Raw genomic sequence first — 26,619 nt, forward strand, 5'->3', positions numbered from 1 at the left:
GCCATGGCCAAACGATGCAGATTCGTGTTCAACCGCAAGGCGTTCAGCCAGCAGGTATTGAAGAACGAGACCCTGCGGGACCGTATGCGCGACGCGGCCCACGAGGCCGTCACCGACAGTCGGTGCATGGTGCGCGACCATGATGGCGCGAACCGCAATGGCGTGGCCATCCTCTGTCCCGCACCCGTGGAGCGGGCGCACGGCACGTTGGAGGACACGCTCGGGAGGATGCGCGTATGAGCATCCCCGTCACCCCGCGGCGCACGGAGCCGCTGCTCCTGCCCAGGCTGCTGGAGTTGTTCCCCGGCGTGACGTTCGACACCATCGAACGCAACGACCTCGAACCGCCCTTCACCGAAGCCACATTGGCCGACTCCATGCAGGGCATGAGCACTCCCATCTCCCAATACGTGCGGCTGCGGCTGGGCGTGCGCTGCATGAGAGAGGACCACACGGGCGACTGGGACAAGGCCGCCCGCCTGTGGGCCGACATCGCGGGGGAGATCATCAGGCTCGGAACCGTCGCGCCGCTCATCGACGCCTCCCTGGAATCCGGGCCGGTACGCATGACCGACGAGGACAAGAGGCTGGTGAGCGCGTACGGCGTGCTCCTGCTCGAGGTCTCCGTCAACTGAAACACAACAAGACGTGCCGCCACACGGGCAAGAACGAAAGGTATGGATGAATGTCCGACAACAACGAAGAAACCACCGTCGCCATGCAGGGGGCGGCCGACTACGGGTACGTGTCCAGCGGCAACGACTCCGGCAACGTGCGCCTGATCAAGAACTACGCGCTGTTCCTGTTCCCCAAGGGCGACAGCACGTTCACGGCCCCGACCGGCGTGAACTGGACGCCGCCGGAAAACAAGAAGCCGATCGGATACAGCACCGAGGACGGGGCCGTACTGCATCCGGAGCCGGGCGACAGCACCGACTACAAGGCGCACAACGGCGACATCGTCCTGTCCGACACGGATCCGGGCTACTGGACGCTCCAGCTCGCCGCGATGGAGGGACGCAAGGACGTGGTGTCCGCCTACTTCGACGTGGACGTGGAATCCGACGGCGGCATCAGCATCAAGGGAGCCGGCCTGAAGAAGGAATGGATTCTCGTCCTGGTCGCGCTCGACCAGCAGGACCGCCCCTTCCTCCTGTACGGCACCAACGCGAAGGTGAGCGACCGCGACGACGTGAGCCTGAAGTCCAGCGAGATCATGAACTTCAGCATGACGTTCAAGATGCTCAAGGGAGACAAGGGCGAGCAGTTCCACGCGTGGGGCCTCGTCACCGAAGACGCCAAGTAGCCCATCGATTCTTCCCGTGCCGCCGATGGCGGTCGACGGCACGGGATCCTTTTACCAACCGCCAACATCAGAACGGAGCCAACATGAGCGACAACACCTACCATGTCGTGGACGTGGACCTGACCGACGCGGAGGAGCTCAAGCCCGACGTGCACCTCGAGGTCGCCGGAGTGAAACTCGACCTGCCGAACCTCAACAACGCGGAACTGCCCATCGAACTCGTGCAGGCCATCCTCCTGGTCAAGAGCAGGCCGACGCTCTCCGACGAGGAGACCAGCGCGTGCATGGCCGCGTTCCTCGCGTACTTCCAGGCGATGAAGCCGAACTTCTGGAACGTGCTACGCAAGACGGAACGTCCGATCGCCTACCTCACCGCCACGGTGAAGGCGTGGGCCGACGAATCCGGACTGGACCCAAAAGCGTTTACCTCGCCCACCTCTGGAACAACAATCGCGCGGCGTTAGCCTACGACTGGATCCGAGCGTACGGGCAGGTCTACAGGCCCGTACGCTTCCAGGAATGGCTCGCCGGAGCCCGCCCGCGAACCGACTGGGGACTCGCATGGGCATTGACCCGCGAGATCCTCAAAGACCATACGAGCCACTCGTGGATGGCGTTGCAGAACGCCGTCTACGTGCCAAGCGCCGCCGAACAGGCCATGTGGCTTACCGCACCGGAACGGAAGAAGCGTCCATGGTTCGACCATGAGCACGATCCGCTCCGCCAGCCGACACCGACGCACAGCCTCACCCGTCGGCAGCGCGAGGACAGGGAACGGCTCAAAGCCTACTTCCACATCAACGACGACCTCTGATCCCGACCGCCATCGGAATCCCGACACACAGCAAGGAACACGATGGCAGCACAGGACATCGGCGTCGTATACGTCCACGTCGAACCATCCGGCAAGGGATTCGGCAAAAGCATCGAAGGCGACATCGGCGACGCCGTCAGCAAAGCCTCTAGGAAAGGCTCCAACACCCTCATCTCGAAGATCGGCGGCGCGTTCGGCAAGATCGGCAAGGTCGGCACCGGCGCGATCGCCACCATCGCAGGAGGCATCACCGCCCTCGCGGCCAAAGGCGGCTTCACCCGCGCGCTCAACATCGAGAACGCCAAGGCCAAGCTCAAAGGCCTCGGCCACGACAGCGCAAGCGTCACCGAGATCATGAACGACGCCCTCGCATCCGTCAAGGGCACCGCATTCGGCCTGGGCGACGCCGCCACCGTCGCGGCCAGCCTGTCGGCCTCCGGCGTCAAGGAGGGCGGGGAGCTCACCCAGGTGCTCAAGACCGTCGCCGACACCGCGCAGATCAGCGGCCGCAGCCTGACCGACATCGGCACGATCTTCGGATCGGTCGCCGCCAGAGGAAAACTCCAGGGCGACGACATGCTCCAGCTCATGTCGAGCGGCATTCCGGTCCTCCAGATGCTCGGCAAGCACCTGAACAAGACCAGCGCCGAAGTGTCCGACATGGTCTCGGACGGCAAGATCGACTTCCAGACCTTCGCCGACGCTATGAAGGAGGGCCTCGGCGGCGCCGCCCAGAGCGCCGGCACCACGTTCACCGGAGCCCTGGCCAACGTGAAGGCCGCGTTGAGCCGACTCGGCGAAACCGCGGCCACGCCCGTCCTCAACGGCCTGCGAGGCCTGTTCAACCAGGCCATACCGCTCATCGACTCGTTCACCGCCGCCGTGAAACCGACGCTGGAGCAGGTCGGCGCGGGATTGCAGAAGGGATTGGAACAGGCCATCCCCACGGTCACCGCCTTCTTCGACAAGCTCGGCAAAAGCCAGACAGTCCAGCAGTTCGCCTCCTATCTCGCTTCCCTCAAGGACGATCTGAAGGAACTCGGCTCATCCCTGTCGGGAGCTGCCGGAGCCGTCTGGAACGTCATCTCCGAACCGCTCTCCGAACTCTACAATCAGGCGAAAGGACAATTGCCCGCAATCGCTGACGGATTCAAAACACTCCTGCATGCCGTGTCAGGTCTTCTTGACTACGTGTCGGCCCACGCGGACAGCATCATCCCGCTGGCCAAGGGAATCACCGCGTTCGTCCTCGCCAGCAAAGGCATCGGCGCGGTATCAGCCGGCTTCAAAGCATTGCCAGCCGCATTGGACGGCATCAGCAGAAGCGCCACTGGAATCACCACAGCGGCAAAAGGCATCTCAGGATTCGTCAACCTTGCCACCGACCTCGGCGGCATCGGCCCGGCATTGAAAGCCACCGCAGGCAACTTCGGCATCGTGCAGACAGCCGTCGGAACGTTCAAAACAGTCGCCACCGCGGCGCGAACCACATGGGGACTGTTCACAGGACTCCTCGCCGCGAATCCATTCGTCCTCGTCATCGCAGGCATCACCGCGGTCGTGGCCGCACTGACCTGGTTCTTCACCCAAACCGAAACGGGCAAACGACTCTGGAACAGCTTCACCACATGGTTCACGGGAATCTGGAACCAGATCAGCACAGCATGCCAACCCGCACTGCAAGCCATCGGAACATTCATCACCCAGACCATGAGCCAAATCCAGCAAATCTGGCAAACCGGATGGACACTCATCACCACCGTCCTCCAAAACGTCTGGAACACGATCGGCCCCATCATCATGATCGCACTCACCGCGATCATCACTGGCATCCAAACATTCATCACCATCATCACGCCACTCCTGCAAGCCGGAATGCAGATCATCCAAACCATCTTCCAAACCGCCGTCACAATCATCAGCACGGTCTGGAACGGACTATGGAACACCATATCCACCGTCGTACAAGGCGCATGGACCATCGTCACCACAATCATCAGCACCGCACTCGCCGTCATCCAAGGCATCATCCAACTGGCGCTCGCGGTCGTCAACGGGAACTGGAGCGCCGCGTGGTCGGCCATCCAGGGCATCGTGTCGGCAGTGTGGGGCGGCATCCAAGGTGTCGTCTCCGCTGGCATCGGCATGGTCAGCGGAGTGGTATCCGCCGCATGCTCGACCATCCGAAGCGTGTGGGCCGCGTTGTGGAATGGCGTCAGAAGCATTGTGTCGAGCGTCTGGGGCGGCATCGTCGGCACCGTAAGCAACATGGTTGGCCGTGTCGGGAGCGTCGTGAGCGGGATCGGCGGAACCGTCCGGAGCGCGGTGTCCGGCGCGGGAAGCTGGCTCGTCAGCGCGGGACGCAACATCATCCAGGGATTGATCAAAGGCATCACGGGAATGGTCAGCTCGTTGTATTCCAGCATCACCAACGCGTTGTCGGGCTTGGTGGACAAGGCCAAGAACGCTTTGGGCATCCATTCCCCGTCGCGTGTGTTCCGTGACGAGGTCGGCGTGATGATCGGACGTGGCATGGCATTGGGCATCGACGATTCCGCGCATGTGGTCAGCCGTTCCATGGATTCGCTCGTCTCCACGATGAGCCTCTCCGACGCGGACTGGTCGAAGACCGGCAGGCTGAACGTCACGGCCGGCACCGGCGCCAATGCCGGCGACGGCGATCTGCGGGAACTCATCGCGGCCGTCGAATCGCTGCACGACGACCTCGGATCGATCATCGCCAGGTACACGCCGACGATAGGGGACCGCGACTTCGCAAGGAAGGTGAGAAGTGCAATCGCTTGAATACGCCTCCGCCGCCACAGGTGAGCGAATCGGCTTCGAAGGGCCTCTGTACGGCGAAACGCTCGCCGGACTGCGCGGCCGCGTCTGGGACTACAGCATCGGCGCACGCGGCCTGACCGGCGTCACCCGCAAGACACGCGAAACGAACGTCACGGTGAGGATCCATGATTCGCCGGCCACGCTCGACCTGCTGCGCCGTCTCGCCGACGCCGACATGTCCGCCGGCACGCCAGGCACCCTCGTGGCCGACGGCGAATGGGAGACCAGGGCGTGGATCCCGAAAAGCGAGCCGCAGACCATCACGCCCACGATGGTCGAGACGCAGCTGACCATCGTGCTTGCAGACGGCGTGTGGCGGCGCGGGACCACCGAACACCACGACCCGCGAACCGACAAGGCCGGCGGCGACCTCGACTACCCGCACGACTACCCGCACGACTACGCCGGAATGAGCATCCTCGGCACCGTGACCAACGCGACCGGCATGCCGCAGCCGGTGAAGCTCACGATCTTCGGCCCGTGCGTCAACCCGTACATCATCATCGGCACGAACCGGTACGAGGTCGACGCGACCATACCGGCCGGAAGCCGCCTCGAGATTGACGCGGCCTCCGATAGCAGAACCGTCACGATGATCTCGGACACCGGCCTACGCACCAACCTCTTCGGCAAAGCCGTGCGAGGCGCCGGGCGAGGAGCCGGAACCTACGTCTTCGAACCGCTGCCGCCCGGCACAAGCAGCATCAGCTGGGCCGGCGGATTCGAATTCGACCTGACGGCAATCGAGGAGAGGAGCGAACCTCCATGGACCTGATCGTCACCGACGCGGCCGGCATCCCGACCGGCTCATACGCCTCGTGGACGCTTGACCTGGCATACGGGTCGGGGGAGAACGACTTCGACCTCCGATGCCCGGCACGTCTGCAGCCCGGATGCCGGTGGTGGGTCGACGGGACAGGTTGGGGCGGCATCGTCGACGACGTGAAGACCAGCGTCACCGGAGGCGAAGGCGAGCTGACCTACCACGGGCGCGACTGGCACGGCCTGCTCGCCTCGAAGATCCTCGAACCGGACAAGGGCAAGGACTACCTGACCATGAGCGGCACGATCGGCACGCTCCTGCGCACCATCATCTCCCGTATCGGACTGCAGGACATCATCACCGTCACGGAAGGCACGTCCAAAACCGCACGCTGGCAGTTCGACCGGTACTGCGACGCGTGGAGCGGCCTGTCCAAGATGCTGCGCGCATCAGGACTGCGGCTGCGCATCACCGCAGCGCAGAACGGCGTGACAGTCGACGCGCCGCCGATCACGGCCGCCGGCGACCTCATCGACTCCGACCTCATCGACTTCGACGCGACCCTCGCCTCGCATCCGATCAACCACCTGATCTGCCTCGGCAAGGGCGAACTCAAGGACAGGATCGTCGTCCACTGGTACGCCGACCAGAAAGGCGCGCTCAGCCACACGCAGACCATCAAAGGCGCGGACGAGCGCACAAGCATCTACGAGCTCAGCAACGCCGAAGCCACCGAACTCGAGACCAAAGGCAAGACAAAGCTCCAGGAGCTGCGAGATACAGGCAGCATCGACGTGGATGTGGAATCCGACGGCATCGACCTCGACGTGGGCGACACCGTGACCGGCCGCGACAACACCACCGGCCTGCAAGTCACCGCCGAAATCACCAAGAAGATCGTCAAGATCTCGGACGGCCTGCCGACCATCACCTACGAGGCGACCACCGCATCCACGGAATCGACCGGCGAGACCGGCGGCGGTGGATCAAGCTCCGGAGACGGCCACGCCTACTACGCCGGCAGCGGCCTCACCCTCTCCAACTGGACGTTCAGCGCCGACGTGACCACAAGCGACCTCGAAACGGTCCGCAAAACCGCCACCGAAGCCAACAAGGCCGCAAGCGACGCCGCCGCCGAAATCGCCGGCGCACGAGACCTCGCCACCCAGGCGGACGGCAAGGCCGACAAGGCGCAAACCACCGCGGATGCGGCGAACACGCTCGCAGCCCAAGCGAACGACACGGCACAGGAACGGGTGAAGACCATCGCCGCCGGCACAGGCGTCACCGCCACCCGCGCCGGAAGCACGGTGACCCTTTCCGCGCCGAACACGCTGCCCGCGCCCACCAGCCTCTCCAGCACCGACCTCAACACGCTCAAAACCGGCTGGGGCGCCTACTGGGCGGGCGGCGGCAACACCTGCGCGCACAAGCCCAGCGGCGTCGGACACTTCGGCCTGATCGTGCAACGCACCGCAATCGGCTGGACCACGCAGATCCTCACCGACCCGCAGACCGGGAAGATCTGGCGCCGCACCTGGAACTTCAACCGCTGGGACGAATGGAAGGCGCTGGCCGAGGACCGGGACGCGACCACGACGATCCACGGCCTCATGAGCATCGCCGACAAGCAGAAGCTCGACGGCATCCAGGACGGAGCGAACGCCTACACTCTGCCCGTGGCCGCAACGGATGCCATCGGCGGCGTCAAACCCGACGGCAAGACCATCACCATCGGCGAGGACGGCACCATCACCGCACAATCCAGCGCGACAGCGGCATCCTTCCTCGCCGCACACCCAATCGGCTCGCTCTACTGGTGCGTCGCCGGAGACCCCAACGACCAGGGCGGCACATGGAAGGAAATCCCCACCATCATCGGAGGACACGTCTGGCAACGACTCGCCTGAAAGGACCACCAATGGCAAAAACCACCAATATCACCAAATACACCTGCGACCGCTGCCACGGCAGCGCATACCTCACCGACGGAGATCCGCGCACGTCGAGCGACTGGCACCAGATCACACACACCACCGCGGACGGAGTGACACAGGAGGCGCTGGCATGCACCTCATGCCAGCAGGAATTCAAGAAATTTGCCGCCACGCAGGATGCGGTCTGGGCGGCATGGCTTACCGAGGGAAAGGACTGACATGACCACCACGCTCATCACAGGCAAGGGCGGCACACCGCACATCACCAGCGGCGACATGGGCGCCATGCAGTCCGGCATCATCGGCAACGGCAGCTACCTGCTGCAGGGCAGCGACGGCACTTTCCCTACGGTGACCATGCAGGATGCGAATCACGCGCTGATCCCCGTCCTCAACCTCGTGGTCGAAGGACGATACGCGCGCGTCACCGAGGCCGAGACCGCGACCATCGAAAGCGGCGTGAGCGGCCAGAACCGCAACGACCTTGTCTGCCTCAAATACACACGGAACAATCAGAACATCGAGACCGCTGCCATCGCCGTGCTCAAAGGCACGCCAAACACCGGAACGGCCGCCGACCCGACCATCCCGTCGGGCAGCATCCACTCGGCCTCCGGCACGGCGTGGATCCCGATCGCCCGCATCCCGATCAGCGGGATCACGCCCGGCACGCCGGTCATGCTCATCAAACAGCTGCCTCCCATGTCGAAGCTGTTGGATTCCGTGACCCTTGACCGGAAGATTTGGAGTGGCCCCTACGGCATGAAGGTGCGTCTCGCCAAGGTCGGCATGATGGCGTTCGCTTTTGGCAGCACGTCCTTCACATCCAACATCAATTCCAACGGCCAGACCGTGCATGAGACGATGGACGCCGGTTTCCTGCCGGCCGATGAAGCCGCGATACTGCTGGAAGGCGTGAACGGGCAGCATGGATCCTTGTCCTTCTACTCTGACGGCAAGGTCACGATCAGCGGCAGCATGAACAGCGGATACTATTTCCGCGTCTGCGGCTGCTGGCCGGTGAAATAGCATTCAGCCGGATAATCCCCGCACATCGTCGCGTTGCCGTGGGGCGCGCGGGTGTGTGGGTTCCCCCATTGTTCCATATCCCTGTTTTTAGGAGGATGTTTTGACTCAGATCAAATTCGATTTCGGCCATCCAAGCGCCGACGGCATAGCGGACTTGGCCGGCGAGAAGATTCATGTGGTCCCGACCGGACGGTTCAGGAACGGCAGTCGAAGAGGCTTGACCCATGGGGGAGCCGATGCCGCCGCTTGATCTCTTGTCGAGTACGGAATTCTGGACGTCGCTGCTCGTCGCCTTGGTCGGCGGCGGGGGAGTTGGCGCGATCATCGGCGCCGTCTCATCATGTCGCAAGGACACGGCGCAGATCGCCGCCCAAGCCTGCGACATCCTCACCGATTCCGTCATCAAACCTTTGCGTGAGCAGGTCGAATCTCTGGAAGAGCAGATCCAGCACCTCGAATCGCAGCAGCGAAAATATTTCGCTCTGACGGCCTACACTCGCTCGCTTTTTCATTGGCTGCAGACCTTCTGCGAGATCATCGAGCCGGATTTCCTGGCGAATCATCCGAAGCCGCGCCTGCCGGACGAATTGCGCGCCGACATCGCGCCGGAAACGCTGAAGGAGGAATCGTGACACTTGTCCATTTCCATCTGGCCGACGCCGAGGGGCGCGGTCTGGACGGCAGCGTGAGCCTCGTGCCCACGCGCCGTGTGACGGTGCGTGACGCGATCAGGCTGCCGGTCGCGCAGACGGTCAAGCTCGACAAAGGCGAGGCCACCGTGGAGGTGATGCCGAGCACCACGCAATGGGTGTGGCGTGTGAGCGAGCTGGTGGCTGCCGGCGCCACCCGCTACGTGGAGGTGCCCGACAAGGAGTCGGCGGAGTACTCAGGGCTGGCGGACGTGGATCCCAAGACGTTGGACCAATCCTCGGAGACCGTGGCCGCGTGGGAGACCGTGACCCGAGCCGCCCAGTCCGCTCTGGATCAGATCGAGTCGATCGACGACAAAGTGACCCGTGCGGAAAGCTCCGCGCAGGCGGCGAAGGCCAGCGAGGGCGTGGCCGGGCAGGAGAGCGCGAAGGCGGCGGATGCGGCCGCGAAGGCACTCGCATCGCAGACGGCGGCGGCATCCAGCGCCAGTCTTGCGCACGAAGCCGAGACCACGGCCAATGGTCTGATCGGCGAGGCGAAGACCATTGCCGGTCAGCTCACCGAAACCGCCGGACAGGTCAAGCAGGATGCGGCCACGACATCCCAGGCGGCGGAGACCGCCACCGTCAAGGCCGCTGCCGCCGCTACCGCTCAGGATAGAGCGGAAACGGCGAGGCAGGCTGCGGAGACGGCCATGCAGACGGCTCAGGCCAAGGCGGATGCGGCTGGCGTGAGCGCCGACAAGGCGCGGGCTTCCGAGACTGCGGCTGCGAAGTCGGCCGAGAGCGCCGGACAATCCAAGTCGGCGGCATCGGCATCCGAGAGCGCGGCGGCATGGTCGGCGACGGCGGCATCCAATTCGGCGGCGAAGGCAAAAGACAGCGAGACCGCGGCCAGTGCCAGCGCGGCCAGCGCGAAGACGGCCGCCGAATCAGCCAATACCTCCGCCAGCACGGCCACCGGCAAAGCGCATGATGCGGCCATCTCGGCCGATAAGGCCAAGGCCAGCGAGACCGCCGCCAAGGCATCGGAGACGGCGTCGGCCAAGTCCGCCACGCAGGCCGCCGACAGCGCCGCAGCAATCCCGAAATGGATCCAGTGCACGGACGCGGCTGACGCCGCCTCCAAAAGCGCCGCAGACCCGCTTAACTTCTACTGGTGGCCAAGGGAGGCGGCATGAGCGGCGTCAGCATCATGGGAAGGCAGGTGGGCGGCGCATGCCATGCGGGACAACGCATCGGCCTTTCGCATTCCGGCACGCGCCTGCTGCCCGCGCTTGGAGGGAACCTCATCGTCAATCCGGGTTTCGAGACCGGCGACCTCACCGGATGGACCCTGGTCGGCAGAGACGGCAACGTGGTCGACCATCACAGATCGTCCGTCAACGCGCCGCATTCGGGGCGCTGGTGGTTCGTTTCGCAAGACTTGTCCGGCATCAGCCAGCGCGTCGAGGTGGAACCGGGCAGCGTCCTGAGACTGTCCTTATGGCGAGCCGAAGGCGCCGTCGATAACGTACGCTTCGGCATGGCCACGGTCACGGCGGACGATGCGAGCACGCTCGCCACCATGCGACTGACGGTACCGAAAGACGTCGCCTGGCATGAATGGACATGCGATTTCGACGTGCCCGATGGCGTGACCGCGGTGACCGTCACCATCACAGGGAACACGTGGATCAGGATCGATGACGTCAGCGTTCGGCAGATCATCTAAGGAGACAATAATGACCGATTATCCGCTTCGGGGGGGGGGGTATGCGTCAATGGCCTGCCGGTCGCCGGAATCTGCCATGCCGGCCGGCGCATCGGCCTGACACGCGACGGCGCACTGCTCGTGCCTAGCGGCAAGAACCTGCTCCGCTGGTCGGAGATGACGGCCTTCGACGGACTGGTCAAGACCGCTGTGGCCGATTTTCCAAAAAACCGCAAGGCCATCTCTTCGGAGATGGCCTTTTCTATTGCCCCGAATCGGGGCGGGAAGGAGAGGAATTTGGACATCCTCAACAAAGGCAAGCCGGCACACAGACACGCGCGCATCCCGCGCAGGATCCGCACGCCGCTGGCCGCGCTCGCCGTCGCAGTCTCCATGGCGTTCGCCCCGGCGGCGATGGCCGACATGGACGGATACGACATCTCGAACTGGCAGTGCGGCATCAACACCGCGAGCGTGCCGGCCGATTTCGTCATCGTCGGCACCACGTGGGGGTCCGGCGACGTGTACGGCGGATGCCTGTCCAACGGCGTCAACACCGACGCTAACCGTCAGCTCGCCGGAGCCATCAACAGCGGCAAGGAGACCGGCGTCTACCATTACGCGCGCGGCGGCAACCCCGAGACCGAAGCCCGGTTCTTCGTCGACAACGTGCGCGGATACGTGCACAAAAGCGTCCTGATCCTCGACTGGGAGGCGCAGGACAACGCCGCCTGGGGCGACAAGCAGTGGCCGCGCCACTGGGCGCGCGAGGTCAAGCGTCTGACAGGCGTTAACCCGATCATCTACACGATGGACTCCGGGTACTGGCAGGTCGCGGGCATGGAGACGGAGCTGAACTGCGGCATCTGGATCGCACAGTACGCCACGAACCTCGTCACCGGATACCAGACCGCACCGTGGAACCTCGGCGCGCGCGGCGAGGTGATGAGGCAGTACACGTCCAACGGCAGTCTCAGCGGCTGGTCCGGGCGCCTCGACCTGAACAGGTTCCGCGGCGACCGCGCGGCTTGGCGCAAGTACGCGAACCCCGACGACAAGGGCGCGGCGAGCCTGCCGAACGTCAGGCCGACGCCACAGCCCACGACCGCGCCGAAGGTCGACCTGGACGCCCTGGCCACGCGCACCATCCGCGGCGACTTCGGCAACGATCCCGCACGCCGCCAGGCGCTCGGATCCAACTATGCGGCGGTCATGGCCATCGTCAACCGGCGTCTGGGCGGCGGAACCGCCTCGACCGGCGCGAACTGCGGCGGCGTGTGCGTGACGGTCCGCGCCGGAGACACGCTCGGTTCCATCGCCGCCCGCAACGGCGGCACCTGGAGCCAGTGGACCGGCTACCGCAGCGGCAATCCGGACCTCATCTACGCGGGCGAGACCGTATGCCGACGGGCAGCCGGCTCCTCGACCGCCATCGCCTCCGCAACCGGAGGTCATGTGGTGCGCTCGGGCGAGAGCCTGTGGAGCATCTACGGCACCGGCTGGCAGGCGGCGGCCCAGCGCAACGGCCTGCACGCCCCGTACACGATCTATCCCGGCCAGCATCTGCGCTGACCGGCCTAGAGGGAGGTGATAGGAATGGATGAAACCAATGAGCCGCAATCCGGCTACCTGCTGCCCGACCGCGTCTACGACGCGCTCAAATGGCTCGCGCTGATCGCCCTGCCGGCCATCGCGGTCTTCGCACAGGCGGTCGGCCCCGCATGGGGCCTGCCGCACATCGACCAGATCGTCGCCACGATCGACGCGCTCGGAGTGCTCCTTGGCGCCCTGATCGGAGTCAGCGAAATCAAGGCCAGGCTCACTGCCTGACACATGCAATGCGCCCCTCTCCCGACCGACACGGCCGGGAGAGGGGCGCTTTTCTGTTTTGACGGTTATGATATCCATAAAAACGGAGTGCCTTTTGAGTGCCCGACAGTGCACGGAAGACTCAAAACCGTTGAAAACACTTGAGACATGGAAATGTAGCAGAGTTCAAGTTCAACGTCTCCAAGTAGCGGTTTCCGCCATCTGGAAACGGCTTGTTTTCAACGGTTTTGAGCTTCCCGACCGTTGGAAACGAGCCGTTTTTGAATGCGCTCGGAATGGCGGTTTCTGCCACGTCTCGGGCGGCTGTTGCCATCGCTTGAGTACCTTTAGAGTACCCTTGCGAAGGCAGCCGATCAGGAAGGCATCAGGACATTTACAGTACGCTGCCGATGATGCTCCGTTACCATAGGGACCACTACAAAAGACGTGTATTGCATGATTTTTTCTGATAGTGATAAGGCCATGACTGTTTTGCATGAGCATGATGCCGAAAGCACCGAAAGTATTGGTGATAGGAGTGACGCCGGTGCATTGGATCCGACGTTACTCGATTGCCCGCGTGGCGTATCCGTGATTATCGCCGGCGTCGATCTGGACGAACGCCATCGTTTCCGACTGTGCGAGATCGGATTGGCTCCCGGGGCAATGCTGAGGGTCACGCAGAAAGGTATGTTCGGAGGGCGCGTCATCGCCTTCGGCTCCGAGCGCATCGCTCTGGACAGGGACACCGCCCGCGCCATCCATGTGCGCCCTATGCAAGACCCGGCCAACCGGGCGGAAGCGCCGTTTGAAAACGATGAAGCAACGGATAGGAAAGCCTGCAACCAATGAGCAAGAAGTGCCACTGCCAATCAGAAAAGACAATCAACGAGACAGGGCGGAACACGCGCGCGGCAGGGCAATCCTGCTGCACGGAACGATCCGGCCATACCGGGCGGGTCAACAAGACATGCGACGGAGGCTGCGGAGCACATCGTAGGGGACTCGCGGCGCTGTTCGACGGCCATTCCTCCACAGCGGTACGATTCGATGAGCAAGCGGCGGATTGCACCGTGAACCTGTCCTCCATACGGCAGGCGAACCATCATCCCCGTGCGGACGGTTCGCTCAGACGCGTCGTATTCGTCGGCAATCCGAATGTAGGCAAATCCTCATTGTTCAATGCGCTGCTGGGCGCAAAGACCCGCACGATGAACGCGCCGGGCACAACGGTTTCCATCACATGCGGCCAATACCACTACGAAGGGCATGGCGGCGCGAACGACTCCGAAGACTGGCTGTTCGTGGATACGCCGGGCACCTATTCGCTCTCCCCGATGAGTCCGGACGAACAGGTCGCGGTCGATGCCCTGACCGGTGCCGCAGGCATGCCGGTTCCCGATCTGGTGGTCATGGTGCTGGACGCCACCGCCATGTCGCGATCGCTATACCTGCTGTCGATGGTGGCTGAGATCGGATTGCCCACCGTGGTCGCCCTCACCATGAACGATCTTGCCACGCGTAGCGGTTGCCGCATCGAACCGGCGCGTTTGTCGCAGCTGCTCGACGGCATGCCGGTGATTGCCATCGACGGGCGCACCGGCGAAGGGCAGAATCATTTGGCGGGTGCTATCGCCGGGGGCTTCGACGGAACCCCGTTGCCGCAGGGCTTGCGGATTGCCGAAGGTGACGTCATCGATATGCGCGAATGGACCGAATCGCGCGCCGATGTACGATTCGACTGGGCTGCGCGTGTGCTTCGAGAGCTTGATCTCAAGGCATCGGACAAGCCTACGCTGTCCGATCGCGTGGATCGTGTGCTGCTGCATCCGGTGTTTGGCATTCTGGTGTTTCTGGCGGTCATGTACACGGTGTTCCAGGCGACCACCACGCTGGCAGGTCCGATGCAGGACTGGTTCGACGTGACGGTGCGCGGATGGTGCACCGATGGCATCGATTGGCTGTTCGGCTTGTTCGGGCCGTCCGCGGCCGGCGGCTGGGCGTATTCGTTGCTGGTGGACGGTGTGCTGGACGGCATCATCACCGTGCTCACCTTCATTCCGGTGATGGGCATCATGTTCCTGATGCTGTCGATGCTGGAGGATTCAGGCTATCTCGCCCGCGCCGCGTTCGTCATGGATCGTGCCATGCGCGCATTGGGATTGGACGGTCGTGCGTTCCTGCCCATCGTCGTCGGTTTCGGCTGCAATCTGCCGGCATTGGCTGCCACACACACTCTGCCCGATTCACGGCAGCGTGTGATGACCGGCATGCTCATTCCGTTCGCATCCTGCTCGGCACGCCTGACGGTGTTCCTGGTACTTGCCCACGCGTTCTTTCCGCAGCAGGCCGGCCTTGTCGTATTCCTCATGTACGTCGCGTCGGTGGTGATCATTCTGCTGGTCGGCGTGCTGCTCCGCCACACCATGTTCCGCGGGCTCAAACCGGAGCCGCTGATGCTGGCATTGCCTCCATACCAGTGCCCGCGTGCCGTGCAGCTGGTGCGTTCCGTGGCGGTTCGCTTGTGGCAGTTCATTCGTGGCGCCAGTGTGATCATTATCTCGATGATTGTGGCATTGTGGCTGTTGCAGGGCATTCCCGCAACAGCGAATGCAGGTGGTTTCGCCAAGGTGGACGATGTGCACGATTCCGCATATGGTGTGCTCGCCGATGCCGTCGCCCCCGTGTTCGCGCCTGCCGGATTCGACGACTGGCATGCTTCCGCCGCGCTGATCACTGGATTCGTGGCCAAGGAGGTGGTGATCGGCTCCATGTCGCAGTCCTACCATGCGGACGAACCGGATGAATCCGGCCAGAATGCGGACAAGGGGACATTCGGCCAGAAACTGCGTGCCTCGTTCGAACAATCCTCGCATGGGCATGGCAAAGCCGCGGCCATAGCATTCCTGTTGTTCACGCTCGCGTACACGCCGTGTCTGGCGACGGTGGCGGAACTGCGACGGCAATACGGCACGAAAGTGGCCGCGCAATCGGTATGCCTGAGCCTTGTGGTGGCATACGTGCTGGCCGTTGTAGCCTTCCAACTGTTGCGATTGGTGTGGTGACATGCCCTGGCATGGTCTGGGCGCGAGAGGCTGGCGGCATACCGACAAGCGGCCTGGGGCGCAGCGGAGTGGCGGTTCGTCGGGGGATATCGTCATGGACGTGGCCTGCGACGTGGAAGCCGGATTGTCCATACGGCAGGTTGCCAATCGACGTCACCTGCCGGTCGATTTCATCGTCATGGCCATTTCACGCGCGCAGGAACGCGGCCTGCTGCAGGTGGCGGATCTTACGTCCCGCTCGACGTGTGGGGAAACGACATGCCAGCCCGATCCTTCGTCGCTGATTTGTGCGGGGTGCCCGTTTCGGCCGCGTGCCGACGCATAGTTAGCCGTGGGCGTCCTTCAAGGTCGTTTGCGCGACACGGCAGTGCGAGCGATGCTCGATGCCGATAGACAACATGCCGAAGCGAATACGCGTGTTACGCGTGCGCTGCGGCTACAGTATTCGTCGCGGGAGCAGATCGAGGAAAGGAATGGAACAGATGGGCGAGGCATTACGGCAGACGCAGGGTGACGGCGACGTGCGAAGCCGGGATGATTCCACGCATGAGGGCATAAGCGTATCCAGAACCATCGCCCGTCTGATGATGCTCGTCAATGCCGCCGTATGGGGTTCGGGGTACACCATGCTCAAACATGTGCAGGGTGTTATGACGACCCAGTGGATGATGTTCTTCCGTATGGCCGCATCGGTTATTCTCATGGCGTTGGTGTTCCTGCCGCACTTGCGCAAGATCGGACTTAAGCGCTATATCGTGCCTGGTCTCGTGCTCGCCCTGACCTACTGGATGGGATTTCTGCTGCAGCTCAAGGGGCTGGAGACCACGTCGCCCGGGCGTAACAGCTTCTTCACCGACACGTATTGCGTGATGGTGCCGTTCGTCATCTGGGCGCTGACGCGTAAACGCCCCAGCATGCAGCATATTGCCGCGGCGTTCGTGTGTGCGTTCGGCATCGGTCTGGTCTCGTTGAGCGGCACAAGCGGGTCGGATCTTATCGGCATGAGTTCCGGCGATGTGCTGACGATCATCGGAGCGTTGTTCTATGCGATCAATCTGGTGGTCGTGGGCATGATGGGCAGGAAATTCGATGCGGTGGCGCTGATGCTGGCCGAATTCGCCTGGTGCGCGGTGTTCTTCGGTGCCGGCGCCGCACTGTTCGATGGTTCGCCTTCGGCCTCGTGGCTGCGTTTGGATGTGGTGCTGTGCCTTGCCTATCTGGTGATTGGCTCGACCATCATCGCGCAGATTTTCCAGACCATCGCCGTGCAGAATCTGCCGGCTACTGAAGGCTCGGTGATTTTGAGCACCGAATGCATCTTCGCCATGGTGGTCGCCGTGATCTTCACCGGGGAACGGCTCACCGTACCGTCCGTCTGCGGGTTCGCGGTGATTTTCGGCGCGATACTCCTTTCGGAAGTGCAGTTTCCGGCACGGCGCAAAGCCAAGTAGCGTGCGATGAGTCGGTATATGACTTCATTGGTTCGGACGTCAGCCGTGCCGCCCGGTCTGCGCGTCGGCAAGCCGATGATGCCATGGCTCGGCTACGTTGGTAATCGATAAGCGCGGCCAAATACGGACGTCATCTTGATGTTGCTGCGGTAGGTTCCGATAAGCGTAGCCGAAAACGGATGAAGAACGGGAATGCCTACGCTAACAGGCGACGAGCGTAACCAGATACGGATGCCAACCGAATGCCGCCGCGCTAAGAACGTGATAGGCGTGGCCAAAACCGGACGGCGCTCGCATCCGGCTGCGTTTACTGGATTATTGGTACGACATACGTCAGCGTGCCGAAAGTGGACGCCATGGGGTACGGTAGGGTAGTTTGCGCAAACGGCGCAATACCTGAACGAAAGGCCACTGTGCCCAATATCGATAATTCTTCCGAATATTCCGAGCAGAGCATCGTGAACGATGCCGCACCTACTTTCACCGAGCTTGGCGTGCCGGGCGCTTTGGCGCATGTACTCGCCAGCGACGGCAAGCGTACCGCTTTCCCCATCCAGGCGGACACTCTTCCCGACTCTCTTGCGGGTCGCGACATTCTTGGCCGTGGACGCACGGGTTCCGGCAAAACGCTTGCTTTCTCCATTCCGCTGGTGGCACGTCTGGGTGTCAGCGAGCATGATGTCGCCGCCATCGAGCGTGAGGCCGATCGCCGCGGCAGTGCAGGGGGCAAGGCTGCGACCAATCTGCCGCGTCCTCGCGCTCTGGTGCTTGCCCCCACCCGTGAGCTCGCCAAGCAGATCGACGAGGTGCTGTTGCCGCTTGCGCAGGCGTATGGCATGACTACCACCACCGTGTATGGCGGTGTGAAGTATTCCCGTCAGATCGCCGAGCTCAAGGCCGGTGCGCAAATCGTGGTCGGCTGCCCGGGCCGTTTGGAGGATCTGCTGCGTCAGAACGCGCTTACGCTGAGCAGCGTCGAATGTGTGGTACTCGATGAGGCCGATGAGATGGCCGACATGGGCTTCCTGCCCGGCGTGGAGCGTCTGCTTGGCCAGATTCCGGCCGATGCGCAGCATATGCTGTTCTCCGCGACGCTCGATCATGGCGTCGACAAGGTAGTGGAACGCTTCCTGCATGATCCGAAGGTGCACAGCGTTGACGACGCGACCAGCCCGGTCGATGAGATGACGCATCACGTGTTCGAGATCACCAAGGGCGATAAGCCCGAGATCGTACGCACCCTGGCTTCCGGCGCAGGCAAGCGCATCCTGTTCACCCGCACCAAGTTCCAGGCGAAGAAGCTTTCCCAGAGCCTGACCAAGCAGGGCATCCCGTGCGCCCAGTTGCACGGCAACCTCAACCAGAACCAGCGCGACCGCAATCTCGCGGCCTTTGAAACCGGCGAGGTGAACGTGCTTGCCGCCACTGACGTGGCTGCACGCGGCATCGACGTCAGTGGCGTGGAGCTTGTGGTGCAGGTCGAGCCGCCGGAGGATCCGAAGGCGTTCCTGCATCGTTCCGGCCGTACCGCGCGTGCCGGCAACCAGGGCGACGTGGTTACGCTTGTGTTGCCTGAGCAGCGCCGCGAAACCAGGTTCATGCTGCGTAAGGCCGGTATCAAGGTCAAGCCCGTTGCCGTGACGGCCAAGTCCCCGGAGGTGCTGGAGCTGGTGGGCGAGCGCGCGGAGAAGATCGACGGCTGGGAGCTTTCCCCGCTGAAGAAGAAGACCAAGCCGTTGCCGAAGAAGGGCAAGGGGCGCAATAAGCGTGGCGGCGAGACTGAGACTGCCGGCGGCAGGCGTTCCGACGCTCCGAAGCGCAGGAAGAGGCAGGAGCAGACCGGGCGTTTCGACCGTTTCGATGAGTCCGATTACAGGGATTACGACGGCTACGACGAGTATGGTGCGCGTGGCGGTTATGACGAATGGTCGGATGATCGCGGTTTCGGCAAGAAGGGCAAGCATCATAAGCGCACTAAGCGTGACCGTTACGATTGGCAGGATCGCGATGGCCGTAACGATCGCAGGGGCCGCGGCGGCTATCAGGATCGTGATGACCGCAAGGGGCGTGCCGATCGTAGGGATCGTGGCGGCCGAGGGGAGTCCTTCGATCGCAATGGTCGTTATGATGCGGTCGGGCGTGTTGTCGAGGAACCGCGTAAGGGCGGCAAGCGTGTGCATAAGAAGCCGATCCGCGTGGTCGAGGACCTGCGTGGTGAGGACGCCAAGCGTTATGATCGCCGCATGAACGCCAAGAAGGCGAAGTACGACGATCAATCGTCGCGCAAGAAGGGCAAGCGTGGCGGCGAACGGCAGCGTTATGACGATAATCGTCGTGATCAGCCGCGTTACGAGCAGCCGCGCCGTAGTGATAAGAAGCGCAACGGCGGCGACAATCGTCGTTCCGCGCAGGGCTTCCGCAAGCACAATAAGTCGAAGCGCACGCCGTTCCGTAATTCGCACCGCTGATTCGGTGCCACGGCGGTAAGGTGGCGGCTCGGCTGCGGGGTCGCCGAAAAATGCGTTGAGGCCCGTTCCGCAAACCGTGTGTGCAGTATGTGCTCACGGTTGTGGAACGGGCCTCAACGGGTATTGGCTTGGGTCTACATTTCCTCGTGCCAGTGCGGGTCCAGCGCTTTGCACCGGCCTTCGGGATTGTCCATCAGCGCGATGTCGTGCATGTCCTGTTCGTCCAGTTCGAATCCGGTGATGCTCAGGTTCTCGCGTTGACGTTGCGCGTGCAGCGATTTCGGGATCGATACATCTCCGATCTGCAGATGCCAGCGGAGCACGGTCTGCACTTCGGTCACGCCATGCTTGTGCGCTATGCGCTGGATCGTCTCGTCCTGCAGCATCTGATTGGCACGGCCCAGCGGACTCCAAGCTTGGGAGATGATGCCATGTGCGGCGTCGTATCGGCGCTGTTCGGTCTGCTGGAAGTAGGGGTGCAGCTCGATCTGGTTGACGCTGGGGGTCACTGCGGTGGCACGAATCAGCATATCGATGTGACCGGGCAGGAAGTTGCTGACGCCGATATGCCTGATCAATCTGTCACGCTGTGCGTCGACAAGAGCCTGCCATGCCTCGACGTAGAGGCCTTGGGACGGGTTGGGCCAGTGGATCAGATACAGGTCGAGATAATCGAGTCCGAGCCGGCACAGGCTTTCCTCGATGCAGATGCGGGCCTTGTCGTATTGGTGGAAGCGTCCGGGCAGCTTCGAGGTGACGATGATGTCGTCACGCGGCACCGATGCCATGCGAATCGCTTTGCCGACCGTGCCCTCGTTCTCATAGTTCACTGCGGTGTCGAGCAGTCGGTAACCGTTCTCCAGGGCCGAGGCGATGGCCTGCGCACCGGCGAATCCGCGTACCTGGTAGGTGCCGAATCCCATGGCGGGAAGCGCAAGCCCGTCATGAGCGGTGCGGATCGGCAATGGCGCGGCGGAAGGGGTGGTGGAATCGTTGCTCATAGTGTTCCTTTGATGTCGAATCTTACGTCCGTCGATATAGCAGATGGGTGGCATGGCGTATGACCGGCCATACCACCCATCGGGTTCGTTATGCGTGTGCTGCTCACGGGAGGCTCACTCCACGTTGGCGTGGTTGGCGTTCGCGTCGGCATCCGACACGTTGTCGCGGCGGGAGAGCATCAGACACAGGGCGTCCAATGCGATGTGCACGGACTGGTCGAACAGCGAGCTCAACAGCTGGATGGATCCGCCCGTCTCGCCCTTTACTCGTCCCGGCACCACAATCACGGCGTCGGCGGCATCGGCTAGGGGAGAGTCGGGCTTTGAGGTCACCGCAATGACCTTCACACCGAGCTTTTTGGCGGCTTCGGCGTCCTCCACGGTTCGTCGGGTCTTGCCGGAGCCGGAGATGGCCAACAGCACGTCGCCCTCATGCATGGACGGGCAGATGGTTTCACCCATCATGTAGCTCGTGTAGCCGATGTGCATCATGCGCATGGCGAAGCTGCGCGCCTGGAACCCGGACCGCCCTTCGCCGGCCGCGTAGACGCGGCTGTTCTTGGTGATCAGCGGCATGGCCTGTTCGAGGTCGTGCTCGTCCATTTTGGCGATGACGCCCTGTACTTCTTCGACGATCTGGTCGAGGATGCGTTCGTTGGTGCTCATTGCATTTCCTTCCTGCATGCCTGGCATGCTGCTGTGATGTCGTCGGCCTTGGTGATGGCCGAACCCATGATGACGATGTCGATGTTCTCCTGCGCCAGAGCTGCGAGCTGATGCTGCTTGATACCCCCTGCGATCGCTATATGGCGAATCTGCGGGAATCGCGCCTTGAATGCGCGCACCTGCGCGACCGGATCGGCCGTGGCACCGGAATCCACGGAGGTGTGCAGGCAGTATATCGCGTTCTGGAAGCCGCTGATGCGTTCGATGCGCTGCTCGTCGCATTCCAGCAGGTCGATCATCATTACCCTGCCGTGTGTTTCGGTGGACTTGGCGCATGTCTCCAGCGTGCCCATCGAGGCCGATCCCATGACCGTCAGGTAGTCGAATCCCAGATCGAATCCCAGATCGAACTCGTAGGCGCCTTCGTCGCAGGTTTTGATATCGGCAAGCACCGAGGTGTTGCCTGCCGCTTCAAGAACAGGACGGAGGGCGCGAAGCCCGAACTCCTTGGTCAGGGACGTGCCGATTTCGATGATGTCGGCCTGGCCGTCGATCGCCTGTATGATGCGTACCGCCTGTTCCACTGGCACGCGGTCGATGGCGACTTGCAGTTTCATGATGATCCTTTCTGCTGATTGATTGGCTTGTTAGGCGCGGTCGCCGCAGACTCTACAGGGAGAGTTCCTTGCGCGGTGTGGAAGCGATGAAATCGCGAAGCTCCTCGGCGGTCGGCAGACCTTCCGAATCGGAGACGCTGGTGACCTGGATGGCTCCCACCGCGTTGGCGCGTTCGAGCAGATGCCTGGTGTCGAGTCCCTCAAGCAATGCCGTGATGACACCGGAGGCGAAGCCGTCGCCGGCGCCTACGGTATCGACCACGTTGACCGTGAAGCTGGGGACCACGGTCTTCTGCACGGAACTGTTGCCGTCCAGCTCGAACAGCGCCGAGCCTTCATCGCCGAGCTTGATGATGACCTTGCCGACTCCCATGTCGAGATAGAACTTTGCGATATCGTGCGGATCGACGGCTCCGGAGAACAGGCGTCCCTCCTCAAGTCCGGGCATGAACACGTCGGATTTGGCCGCCAGCTTGTTGGTCGCGGCGATCATGGCTTCCTTGCCCGGCCAGAGGGTCGGGCGCGGATTCGGGTCGAACAACACGGTGACGCCATGCGATCGTGCCGCGTCCACCAGGTTGCTTACCGTGTCGTACGTGTTGGGGGCGAGCGCGGAGAAGATGCCGGTGACGTGCAGGATTTTCACGCCGTCGAAGTCGATGGTGTCTACGATGTCGGGCGTGGTCTGGGAGGCTGCGGAGCCTGAGCGGAAGTAGATGACTTTTGGCTCGCCGTCGCTGGAGCGTACTTTGAGCTGGTAGCCTGTTGCGGCTCCGGTCATGCGGCGGATGTTCGTGGTGTCGATGCCGATGCCGTTCATGTATTCGAGGATGAGGTCACCTTGCCAGTCCTTGCCGAGCGTGGTCACATAGCTGACGGTGTGGCCTTGGCGGCTGACTCCGATGGCCACGTTGAATTCGGCGCCGGCCATCTGCCTGGGCAGGGTGCGGGCTTCGAGATAGGTTTCGTTGGAATCGGCGATGAGGTTCACCATCGGTTCGCCGATGGTCATGACTTCTGACATTGGTGTTCCTTAGGGTTGCGGTCGGTTGGTTGTTGTGGTTGATGGTGTTTTAGGAGTGTGCGATGGCGTGGCGTACGATGTCGACTTGTTCGGCGACCTGTTCGGCCGGGATGGGGAATTCGAGGAAGACGGGGATGCTGGCGGACAGTCGGTCGAGCATGGGTTGCCAGTCGATGACACCGTCCTGAAGCATGGTGGTGGCGAGCTGGCTTTTGTCTTGTGAGCCGTTGACGTTCTTCAGGTGGAACACGGTGATGTAGTCCACGAGTCGGTTGAACGCCTGCTGTGCGTTTTCGTCGCGCCAGTACCAGTTGCCCAGGTCGAAGGTGTATCCGATGGTGGATCCGTTCGCCGTAATGTGGTCCAGCGATGCCTGGGTGCAGGCGAAGGTGCCGTTTTGCGGCGTCTGGTCGTTTTCGATGCTCAAGGTCAGGTTGCGTGCGGCGGCTTGGTTGTCGATGCGCTGCAGCACGGTGGCGTCCACGTCCTTGATGTCGCCTTGGTTGAATTTCACGTTGCGTGCGCCCATGCGCGCCGCTTCGCCGAGGTATTGCTCGAACTGTGGGTTGGGCTCGCCGTTGACGGTGATCGATTCGGGTACTGAGTAGAACAGCGTCATGTGCTGTTGTGCGGCGGCGTTGGCGATGGCGTCGTATTCGGCGTTGTCTGCGATGTACTCCCGGCGTACTTCCGCGAGGGTGATGCCGTGCGCGGCGATGGTGGCGAGCAGTTCGGATTGCGGTGTGCCGTTGCGCAGCGCGTCCATGTATACGAGGGTGTTGATGCCGATGGTGGTCATGTTCGGTCCTTTGCAAGTGGTGTTGTTACGGGTGGCGTTTGCCTGCGTGATGCATTGCGATGTAGGGGTGCCGGCAGGCCGGGGCAGGAGACCGGCCGGCCGGCATGGTGTTTGGAACGTTTCTAGAACAGCAGCAGGGAGGCGAGTCCCATGATGGGGAAGGTGCACAGCCAGTAGACCGGCACGCCGTTCTTGAGGAACGTCTTCGGCTCGAGCTCGTTGTATTCGACGGCCCACATGTTCCACGACTGGGTCACGCAGCTGGAGATGCAGGTCATGGACGGTACCACGAGCAGTGCGAACAGGAACCAGGCGTTGAACACGCCCATGCCCATCAGGATGCTGATGACTGCGGATCCTGCGCCATAGAGCTCGAGCGGGCCGCGGAACAGTGCCAGCGGGGCGAGGATGCACACTGCAATGGCGAGGATCATCTCGTTGTTGGGCACCACGGAGGTCAGCGCCGGGCCGAAGTCGGCCATCACGGTGACGGCGGCGTGCTGGAAGAAACGCAGCACGAGCAGCATGATGATGAGGCTGCCGATGTCGCCGATGGCGGTTTTTGCCGTGGAGTTGAGGATGTTGACGAATCCCTTGTAGGTCTTCATGTGGCCGGTGCCGAGGAAGGCGATGATGGAGGCCAAGAACAGTGCCGGCACGGCATCCCATTGGAAGATGATGCTCAGCGCGACCGGTACGACCGGCCGCAGGTAGGTCCAGATGGGCACCTGGGGGATTTCGACGTTGCGTTCGTCCGGGTCGCCCACTTCGTACGGCTTGCCGTTCTTGATGGCCTTGGCGTTGATGAGGATGAAGACGATCACGCCGATCATCTGTACGATCATCGCGGCGATGCCGAAGCGCAGATAGTGGCCGCCCCATTCGATGACCTGACCGTCGGGGGACTTGTAATCCTGGTAGAAGGCCGCGAACTGCACGAACAGCACGCTGTTGATCCACATGGCGGCGCCGATGGAAAGCGTGAACACCGGCACTGCGACGCGCTTGGGTACACCGAGGCGGCCGAGGATGGGGAAGAGGATCACGCCGATGGCGATGGCGGAGCCGACGCCGTAGGCGCTGGTGAAGATGAGGCAGGTGACCAGGGCCGTGCAGATGGTGGCCAGCACCGGGCTTTTCTCGCCGACCTTGGCGGTGCGGTAGGAGATGGAGGCGGCGATGCCGGTGTCAACGAGCACACGGCCGAACCATGCGCCGCAGATGATCTGGATGATGGTCGATCCGTAGGTGAGCGCCGGCTGGGCGAAGGTCTCTTCGATGACGTTGAAAGGTTTGCCTATGCCGAACGGGACGCCGAGGAAGTAGACCAGCGTCCAGACGATGGTGAGGATGAAGAATCCGATGGTGAGATTGCCGCCCTTCATCGCGTAGATAACGAAGCAGATGAAAGAGGCGATCAGCAGCAGGCCCATGACCCAGATGATCATGATGCTCCTCCTTGAGCCGTGATGGTTGTTGTTTCAGTGTACTCGGTCGTTATGTTGACCGATTTAGTTTACCGGTTACGTTTATCGGTTAACAACAAGGGTACACTACAATATGTGTACCGGTTAACTACGGCGTGTCTAAAGCGGTTTCAGGGATTTTGTCCTATGAATATCAGATCTGGGTTGATGCGAACACACATAGGCGTGTGGGAATCTCATCCACCGAACATGGGTTCTTCGCACCGTCGTAGACGCGAGAGAACAGCTTCCGCGCGGCGGTGCGCCCCATAAGCACCGGATTTTGATCGAGGCAGGTGATGCCGAACCCGCTGTACTTGGCCCACTGCTCGTCGGCGAACGCGCAGATGCCGATGCGCTCGCGCGTCTGCGCGGAGGTCGCCTCGAGCACATCGCGCATGCTCTCCTCGTTGTTGGCGAACAGGCAGACCTTCTCGGCGCCATGTGCGTCCAACAGTTCCTTGATGCGATCCGCCAGGTCATGCGCGTCGGAATCGTACACCAGCACATCGCCGTCTATGCTGTGGGCGCCTACATACTCCTCGAATGCGATACGGCGCGTGGTACGCGTGCTGATGCCATCGCCCGGCCTGGTGACGAACGCCACATGGTCGAACCCACGGGATGCGAGATGGTCGAGCATCGAACGCACGGCTCCGGCATTATCGCTGGACACACTGTCATACGTCGGGGGAGTCATGATGCGGTCGAGCATGACCACGGGCTTGCGGTTCTTCCTGCCATGGAAGTCCGCAAGCCACGCGTCGTTGTTGCCTACGGTGTTGACGATCAGACCGTCGACCTGTGCGTCCAGCAGCGATTCGATGTTGGCGCATTCCAGCTCGGGGCGATTGTTGGCGTCGCATACAAGAAGCTGAACGTCGCGGGCCCGGCATTCCTCCTGCATGCCTTTGATGAGCAGCGAGCTGAACGGGTTGCCCACATCGGCGATGCTCACGCCGACCATGTGGCTTACGGTGGCCTTAAGCCCCTGCGCCATCCTGTTCGGTCGGTATCCGAGCTCGCGGATCACCTGCTCTATCTTCGCTTTGGTCTCCGACGACATGTAGGCGTACTCGCCATGCAGATACCGTGAGATTGTGGTCTTGGAAACACCTACGGCCTCGGCCACGTCCCCCATGCTGGGCTTTCGATTCATCTTGCTCGCGTTCACTCCCACCCCCGGGATCGTACGTTCGTTGTTCTTCCATCAACAA

The 26,619-nt window shown here is 62.4% G+C and carries 27 protein-coding genes; 20 read left to right on the plus strand and 7 right to left on the minus strand.

From position 1 onward, the window contains the following. Positions 1 to 3 precede the first annotated feature (3 nt). From BUB29_RS04430 to BUB29_RS04525, 20 genes are all read left to right on the plus strand, one after another. Positions 4 to 240: a hypothetical protein gene (locus BUB29_RS04430; protein WP_033523785.1), complete on the plus strand. Its 237-nt coding sequence runs from the start codon at positions 4 to 6 to the stop codon at positions 238 to 240. After that, complete coding sequence (locus tag BUB29_RS04435; protein WP_033523786.1) at positions 237 to 635, plus strand: hypothetical protein; 399 nt, start codon at positions 237 to 239, stop codon at positions 633 to 635. Before BUB29_RS04430 ends, BUB29_RS04435 begins: the two co-directional genes overlap by 4 nt. Positions 636 to 685: 50 nt before the next feature. After that, the gene (locus BUB29_RS04440) at positions 686 to 1,306 is read left to right on the plus strand and encodes a phage tail tube protein (protein ID WP_234945689.1); all 621 of its coding nucleotides are present in this window, start codon (positions 686 to 688) and stop codon (positions 1,304 to 1,306) included. Positions 1,307 to 1,389: 83 nt separating this feature from the next. Next, the gene (locus BUB29_RS04445; protein WP_033523788.1) at positions 1,390 to 1,770 is read left to right on the plus strand and encodes a hypothetical protein; all 381 of its coding nucleotides are present in this window, start codon (positions 1,390 to 1,392) and stop codon (positions 1,768 to 1,770) included. Positions 1,771 to 1,916: 146 nt separating this feature from the next. Further along, the gene (locus BUB29_RS04450) at positions 1,917 to 2,120 is read left to right on the plus strand and encodes a hypothetical protein (RefSeq protein WP_033523789.1); all 204 of its coding nucleotides are present in this window, start codon (positions 1,917 to 1,919) and stop codon (positions 2,118 to 2,120) included. 42 nt (positions 2,121 to 2,162) lie between these two features. Beyond that, positions 2,163 to 4,925, plus strand: a complete 2,763-nt coding sequence (locus tag BUB29_RS04455) for a tape measure protein (RefSeq protein WP_033523790.1) — start codon at positions 2,163 to 2,165, stop codon at positions 4,923 to 4,925. Then, positions 4,912 to 5,739, plus strand: a complete 828-nt coding sequence (locus BUB29_RS04460; RefSeq protein WP_033523791.1) for a hypothetical protein — start codon at positions 4,912 to 4,914, stop codon at positions 5,737 to 5,739. The genes BUB29_RS04455 and BUB29_RS04460 overlap by 14 nt, the downstream gene beginning before the upstream one ends. Beyond that, on the plus strand, positions 5,730 to 7,637 hold the full coding sequence (locus BUB29_RS04465) for a head fiber protein (RefSeq protein WP_051915125.1): 1,908 nt from the start codon (positions 5,730 to 5,732) through the stop codon (positions 7,635 to 7,637). The genes BUB29_RS04460 and BUB29_RS04465 overlap by 10 nt, the downstream gene beginning before the upstream one ends. A gap of 11 nt (positions 7,638 to 7,648) precedes the next feature. Beyond that, positions 7,649 to 7,882 (plus strand): hypothetical protein, encoded by a 234-nt coding sequence (locus BUB29_RS04470; RefSeq protein WP_033523792.1) that lies wholly within the window; start codon positions 7,649 to 7,651, stop codon positions 7,880 to 7,882. A 1-nt stretch (position 7,883) separates the two neighbouring features. After that, positions 7,884 to 8,693: a hypothetical protein gene (locus BUB29_RS04475; protein ID WP_033523793.1), complete on the plus strand. Its 810-nt coding sequence runs from the start codon at positions 7,884 to 7,886 to the stop codon at positions 8,691 to 8,693. Positions 8,694 to 8,793: 100 nt separating this feature from the next. After that, positions 8,794 to 8,943, plus strand: coding sequence for a hypothetical protein (locus tag BUB29_RS09815; RefSeq protein WP_156098208.1), 150 nt, complete (start codon positions 8,794 to 8,796; stop codon positions 8,941 to 8,943). Next, the gene (locus BUB29_RS04480; RefSeq protein WP_033523794.1) at positions 8,930 to 9,325 is read left to right on the plus strand and encodes a hypothetical protein; all 396 of its coding nucleotides are present in this window, start codon (positions 8,930 to 8,932) and stop codon (positions 9,323 to 9,325) included. The genes BUB29_RS09815 and BUB29_RS04480 overlap by 14 nt, the downstream gene beginning before the upstream one ends. After that, a complete protein-coding gene (locus tag BUB29_RS10100) occupies positions 9,322 to 10,524 on the plus strand; it encodes a hypothetical protein (protein WP_234945690.1) in 1,203 nt (400 codons plus the stop codon). Before BUB29_RS04480 ends, BUB29_RS10100 begins: the two co-directional genes overlap by 4 nt. Next, positions 10,521 to 11,057, plus strand: a complete 537-nt coding sequence (locus BUB29_RS04490; RefSeq protein WP_033523795.1) for a hypothetical protein — start codon at positions 10,521 to 10,523, stop codon at positions 11,055 to 11,057. The genes BUB29_RS10100 and BUB29_RS04490 overlap by 4 nt, the downstream gene beginning before the upstream one ends. 120 nt (positions 11,058 to 11,177) lie before the next feature. Next, positions 11,178 to 12,608, plus strand: a complete 1,431-nt coding sequence (locus BUB29_RS04495) for a GH25 family lysozyme (RefSeq protein ID WP_081888422.1) — start codon at positions 11,178 to 11,180, stop codon at positions 12,606 to 12,608. A 24-nt stretch (positions 12,609 to 12,632) separates the two neighbouring features. Next, positions 12,633 to 12,866, plus strand: coding sequence for a phage holin (locus BUB29_RS04500; protein ID WP_033523984.1), 234 nt, complete (start codon positions 12,633 to 12,635; stop codon positions 12,864 to 12,866). A gap of 435 nt (positions 12,867 to 13,301) precedes the next feature. Beyond that, complete coding sequence (locus tag BUB29_RS04505) at positions 13,302 to 13,697, plus strand: FeoA family protein (RefSeq protein ID WP_234356155.1); 396 nt, start codon at positions 13,302 to 13,304, stop codon at positions 13,695 to 13,697. Beyond that, entirely contained in the window at positions 13,694 to 15,910 is a 2,217-nt protein-coding gene (gene feoB / locus BUB29_RS04510) for a ferrous iron transport protein B (RefSeq protein WP_234356156.1), read from the plus strand. Before BUB29_RS04505 ends, feoB begins: the two co-directional genes overlap by 4 nt. A 473-nt stretch (positions 15,911 to 16,383) precedes the next feature. Beyond that, on the plus strand, positions 16,384 to 17,361 hold the full coding sequence (locus BUB29_RS04520) for a DMT family transporter (protein ID WP_234356157.1): 978 nt from the start codon (positions 16,384 to 16,386) through the stop codon (positions 17,359 to 17,361). Positions 17,362 to 17,717: 356 nt separating this feature from the next. After that, entirely contained in the window at positions 17,718 to 19,829 is a 2,112-nt protein-coding gene (locus tag BUB29_RS04525; RefSeq protein WP_407640913.1) for a DEAD/DEAH box helicase, read from the plus strand. A gap of 134 nt (positions 19,830 to 19,963) precedes the next feature. Here BUB29_RS04525 and BUB29_RS04530 read toward each other — a convergent pair whose 3' ends face one another. The 7 genes from BUB29_RS04530 to BUB29_RS04560 form a co-directional block, all read right to left on the minus strand. Further along, positions 19,964 to 20,830: an aldo/keto reductase gene (locus BUB29_RS04530; RefSeq protein WP_051915122.1), complete on the minus strand. Its 867-nt coding sequence runs from the start codon at positions 20,828 to 20,830 to the stop codon at positions 19,964 to 19,966. Between the two features lie 114 nt (positions 20,831 to 20,944). Then, positions 20,945 to 21,496 (minus strand): 6-phospho-3-hexuloisomerase, encoded by a 552-nt coding sequence (gene hxlB, locus BUB29_RS04535; protein WP_003826593.1) that lies wholly within the window; start codon positions 21,494 to 21,496, stop codon positions 20,945 to 20,947. Next, entirely contained in the window at positions 21,493 to 22,113 is a 621-nt protein-coding gene (locus BUB29_RS04540; RefSeq protein WP_033523928.1) for an orotidine 5'-phosphate decarboxylase / HUMPS family protein, read from the minus strand. Before BUB29_RS04540 ends, hxlB begins: the two co-directional genes overlap by 4 nt. Positions 22,114 to 22,165: 52 nt before the next feature. Beyond that, the gene (locus BUB29_RS04545) at positions 22,166 to 23,137 is read right to left on the minus strand and encodes a sugar kinase (protein WP_033523927.1); all 972 of its coding nucleotides are present in this window, start codon (positions 23,135 to 23,137) and stop codon (positions 22,166 to 22,168) included. A gap of 49 nt (positions 23,138 to 23,186) precedes the next feature. Next, complete coding sequence (locus tag BUB29_RS04550; protein ID WP_033523926.1) at positions 23,187 to 23,936, minus strand: sugar phosphate isomerase/epimerase family protein; 750 nt, start codon at positions 23,934 to 23,936, stop codon at positions 23,187 to 23,189. A gap of 122 nt (positions 23,937 to 24,058) precedes the next feature. Further along, entirely contained in the window at positions 24,059 to 25,384 is a 1,326-nt protein-coding gene (locus tag BUB29_RS04555; protein ID WP_033523925.1) for a hypothetical protein, read from the minus strand. A 172-nt stretch (positions 25,385 to 25,556) separates the two neighbouring features. Then, positions 25,557 to 26,543 (minus strand): LacI family DNA-binding transcriptional regulator, encoded by a 987-nt coding sequence (locus tag BUB29_RS04560; RefSeq protein WP_193349686.1) that lies wholly within the window; start codon positions 26,541 to 26,543, stop codon positions 25,557 to 25,559. Positions 26,544 to 26,619 lie beyond the last annotated feature (76 nt).

It is taken from the genome of Bifidobacterium merycicum DSM 6492 (genome assembly GCF_900129045.1).
Taxonomy (GTDB): domain Bacteria; phylum Actinomycetota; class Actinomycetes; order Actinomycetales; family Bifidobacteriaceae; genus Bifidobacterium; species Bifidobacterium merycicum.

Excerpts from the sequence above, each read along its gene's own strand:
- BUB29_RS04555 (WP_033523925.1), bottom strand. The coding sequence starts at position 25,384 with ATGATCATCTGGGTCATGGGCCTGCTGCTGATCGCCTCTTTCATCTGC.
- BUB29_RS04560 (WP_193349686.1), bottom strand. The coding sequence starts at position 26,543 with ATGGGGGACGTGGCCGAGGCCGTAGGTGTTTCCAAGACCACAATCTCA.
- BUB29_RS04465 (WP_051915125.1), top strand. The coding sequence starts at position 5,730 with ATGGACCTGATCGTCACCGACGCGGCCGGCATCCCGACCGGCTCATAC.
- BUB29_RS04450 (WP_033523789.1), top strand. The coding sequence starts at position 1,917 with ATGGCGTTGCAGAACGCCGTCTACGTGCCAAGCGCCGCCGAACAGGCC.
- BUB29_RS04550 (WP_033523926.1), bottom strand. The coding sequence starts at position 23,936 with ATGACCACCATCGGCATCAACACCCTCGTATACATGGACGCGCTGCGC.
- BUB29_RS04520 (WP_234356157.1), top strand. The coding sequence starts at position 16,384 with ATGGAACAGATGGGCGAGGCATTACGGCAGACGCAGGGTGACGGCGAC.
- BUB29_RS04545 (WP_033523927.1), bottom strand. The coding sequence starts at position 23,137 with ATGTCAGAAGTCATGACCATCGGCGAACCGATGGTGAACCTCATCGCC.
- BUB29_RS04525 (WP_407640913.1), top strand. The coding sequence starts at position 17,718 with ATGGGGTACGGTAGGGTAGTTTGCGCAAACGGCGCAATACCTGAACGA.
- BUB29_RS04505 (WP_234356155.1), top strand. The coding sequence starts at position 13,302 with ATGATTTTTTCTGATAGTGATAAGGCCATGACTGTTTTGCATGAGCAT.
- hxlB (WP_003826593.1), bottom strand. The coding sequence starts at position 21,496 with ATGAGCACCAACGAACGCATCCTCGACCAGATCGTCGAAGAAGTACAG.
- BUB29_RS04480 (WP_033523794.1), top strand. The coding sequence starts at position 8,930 with ATGCCGCCGCTTGATCTCTTGTCGAGTACGGAATTCTGGACGTCGCTG.
- BUB29_RS04475 (WP_033523793.1), top strand. The coding sequence starts at position 7,884 with ATGACCACCACGCTCATCACAGGCAAGGGCGGCACACCGCACATCACC.
- BUB29_RS04540 (WP_033523928.1), bottom strand. The coding sequence starts at position 22,113 with ATGAAACTGCAAGTCGCCATCGACCGCGTGCCAGTGGAACAGGCGGTA.
- BUB29_RS04430 (WP_033523785.1), top strand. The coding sequence starts at position 4 with ATGGCCAAACGATGCAGATTCGTGTTCAACCGCAAGGCGTTCAGCCAG.
- BUB29_RS04455 (WP_033523790.1), top strand. The coding sequence starts at position 2,163 with ATGGCAGCACAGGACATCGGCGTCGTATACGTCCACGTCGAACCATCC.
- BUB29_RS04470 (WP_033523792.1), top strand. The coding sequence starts at position 7,649 with ATGGCAAAAACCACCAATATCACCAAATACACCTGCGACCGCTGCCAC.
- BUB29_RS04440 (WP_234945689.1), top strand. The coding sequence starts at position 686 with ATGTCCGACAACAACGAAGAAACCACCGTCGCCATGCAGGGGGCGGCC.
- BUB29_RS04490 (WP_033523795.1), top strand. The coding sequence starts at position 10,521 with ATGAGCGGCGTCAGCATCATGGGAAGGCAGGTGGGCGGCGCATGCCAT.
- BUB29_RS04530 (WP_051915122.1), bottom strand. The coding sequence starts at position 20,830 with ATGAGCAACGATTCCACCACCCCTTCCGCCGCGCCATTGCCGATCCGC.
- BUB29_RS04445 (WP_033523788.1), top strand. The coding sequence starts at position 1,390 with ATGAGCGACAACACCTACCATGTCGTGGACGTGGACCTGACCGACGCG.
- feoB (WP_234356156.1), top strand. The coding sequence starts at position 13,694 with ATGAGCAAGAAGTGCCACTGCCAATCAGAAAAGACAATCAACGAGACA.
- BUB29_RS04500 (WP_033523984.1), top strand. The coding sequence starts at position 12,633 with ATGGATGAAACCAATGAGCCGCAATCCGGCTACCTGCTGCCCGACCGC.
- BUB29_RS04435 (WP_033523786.1), top strand. The coding sequence starts at position 237 with ATGAGCATCCCCGTCACCCCGCGGCGCACGGAGCCGCTGCTCCTGCCC.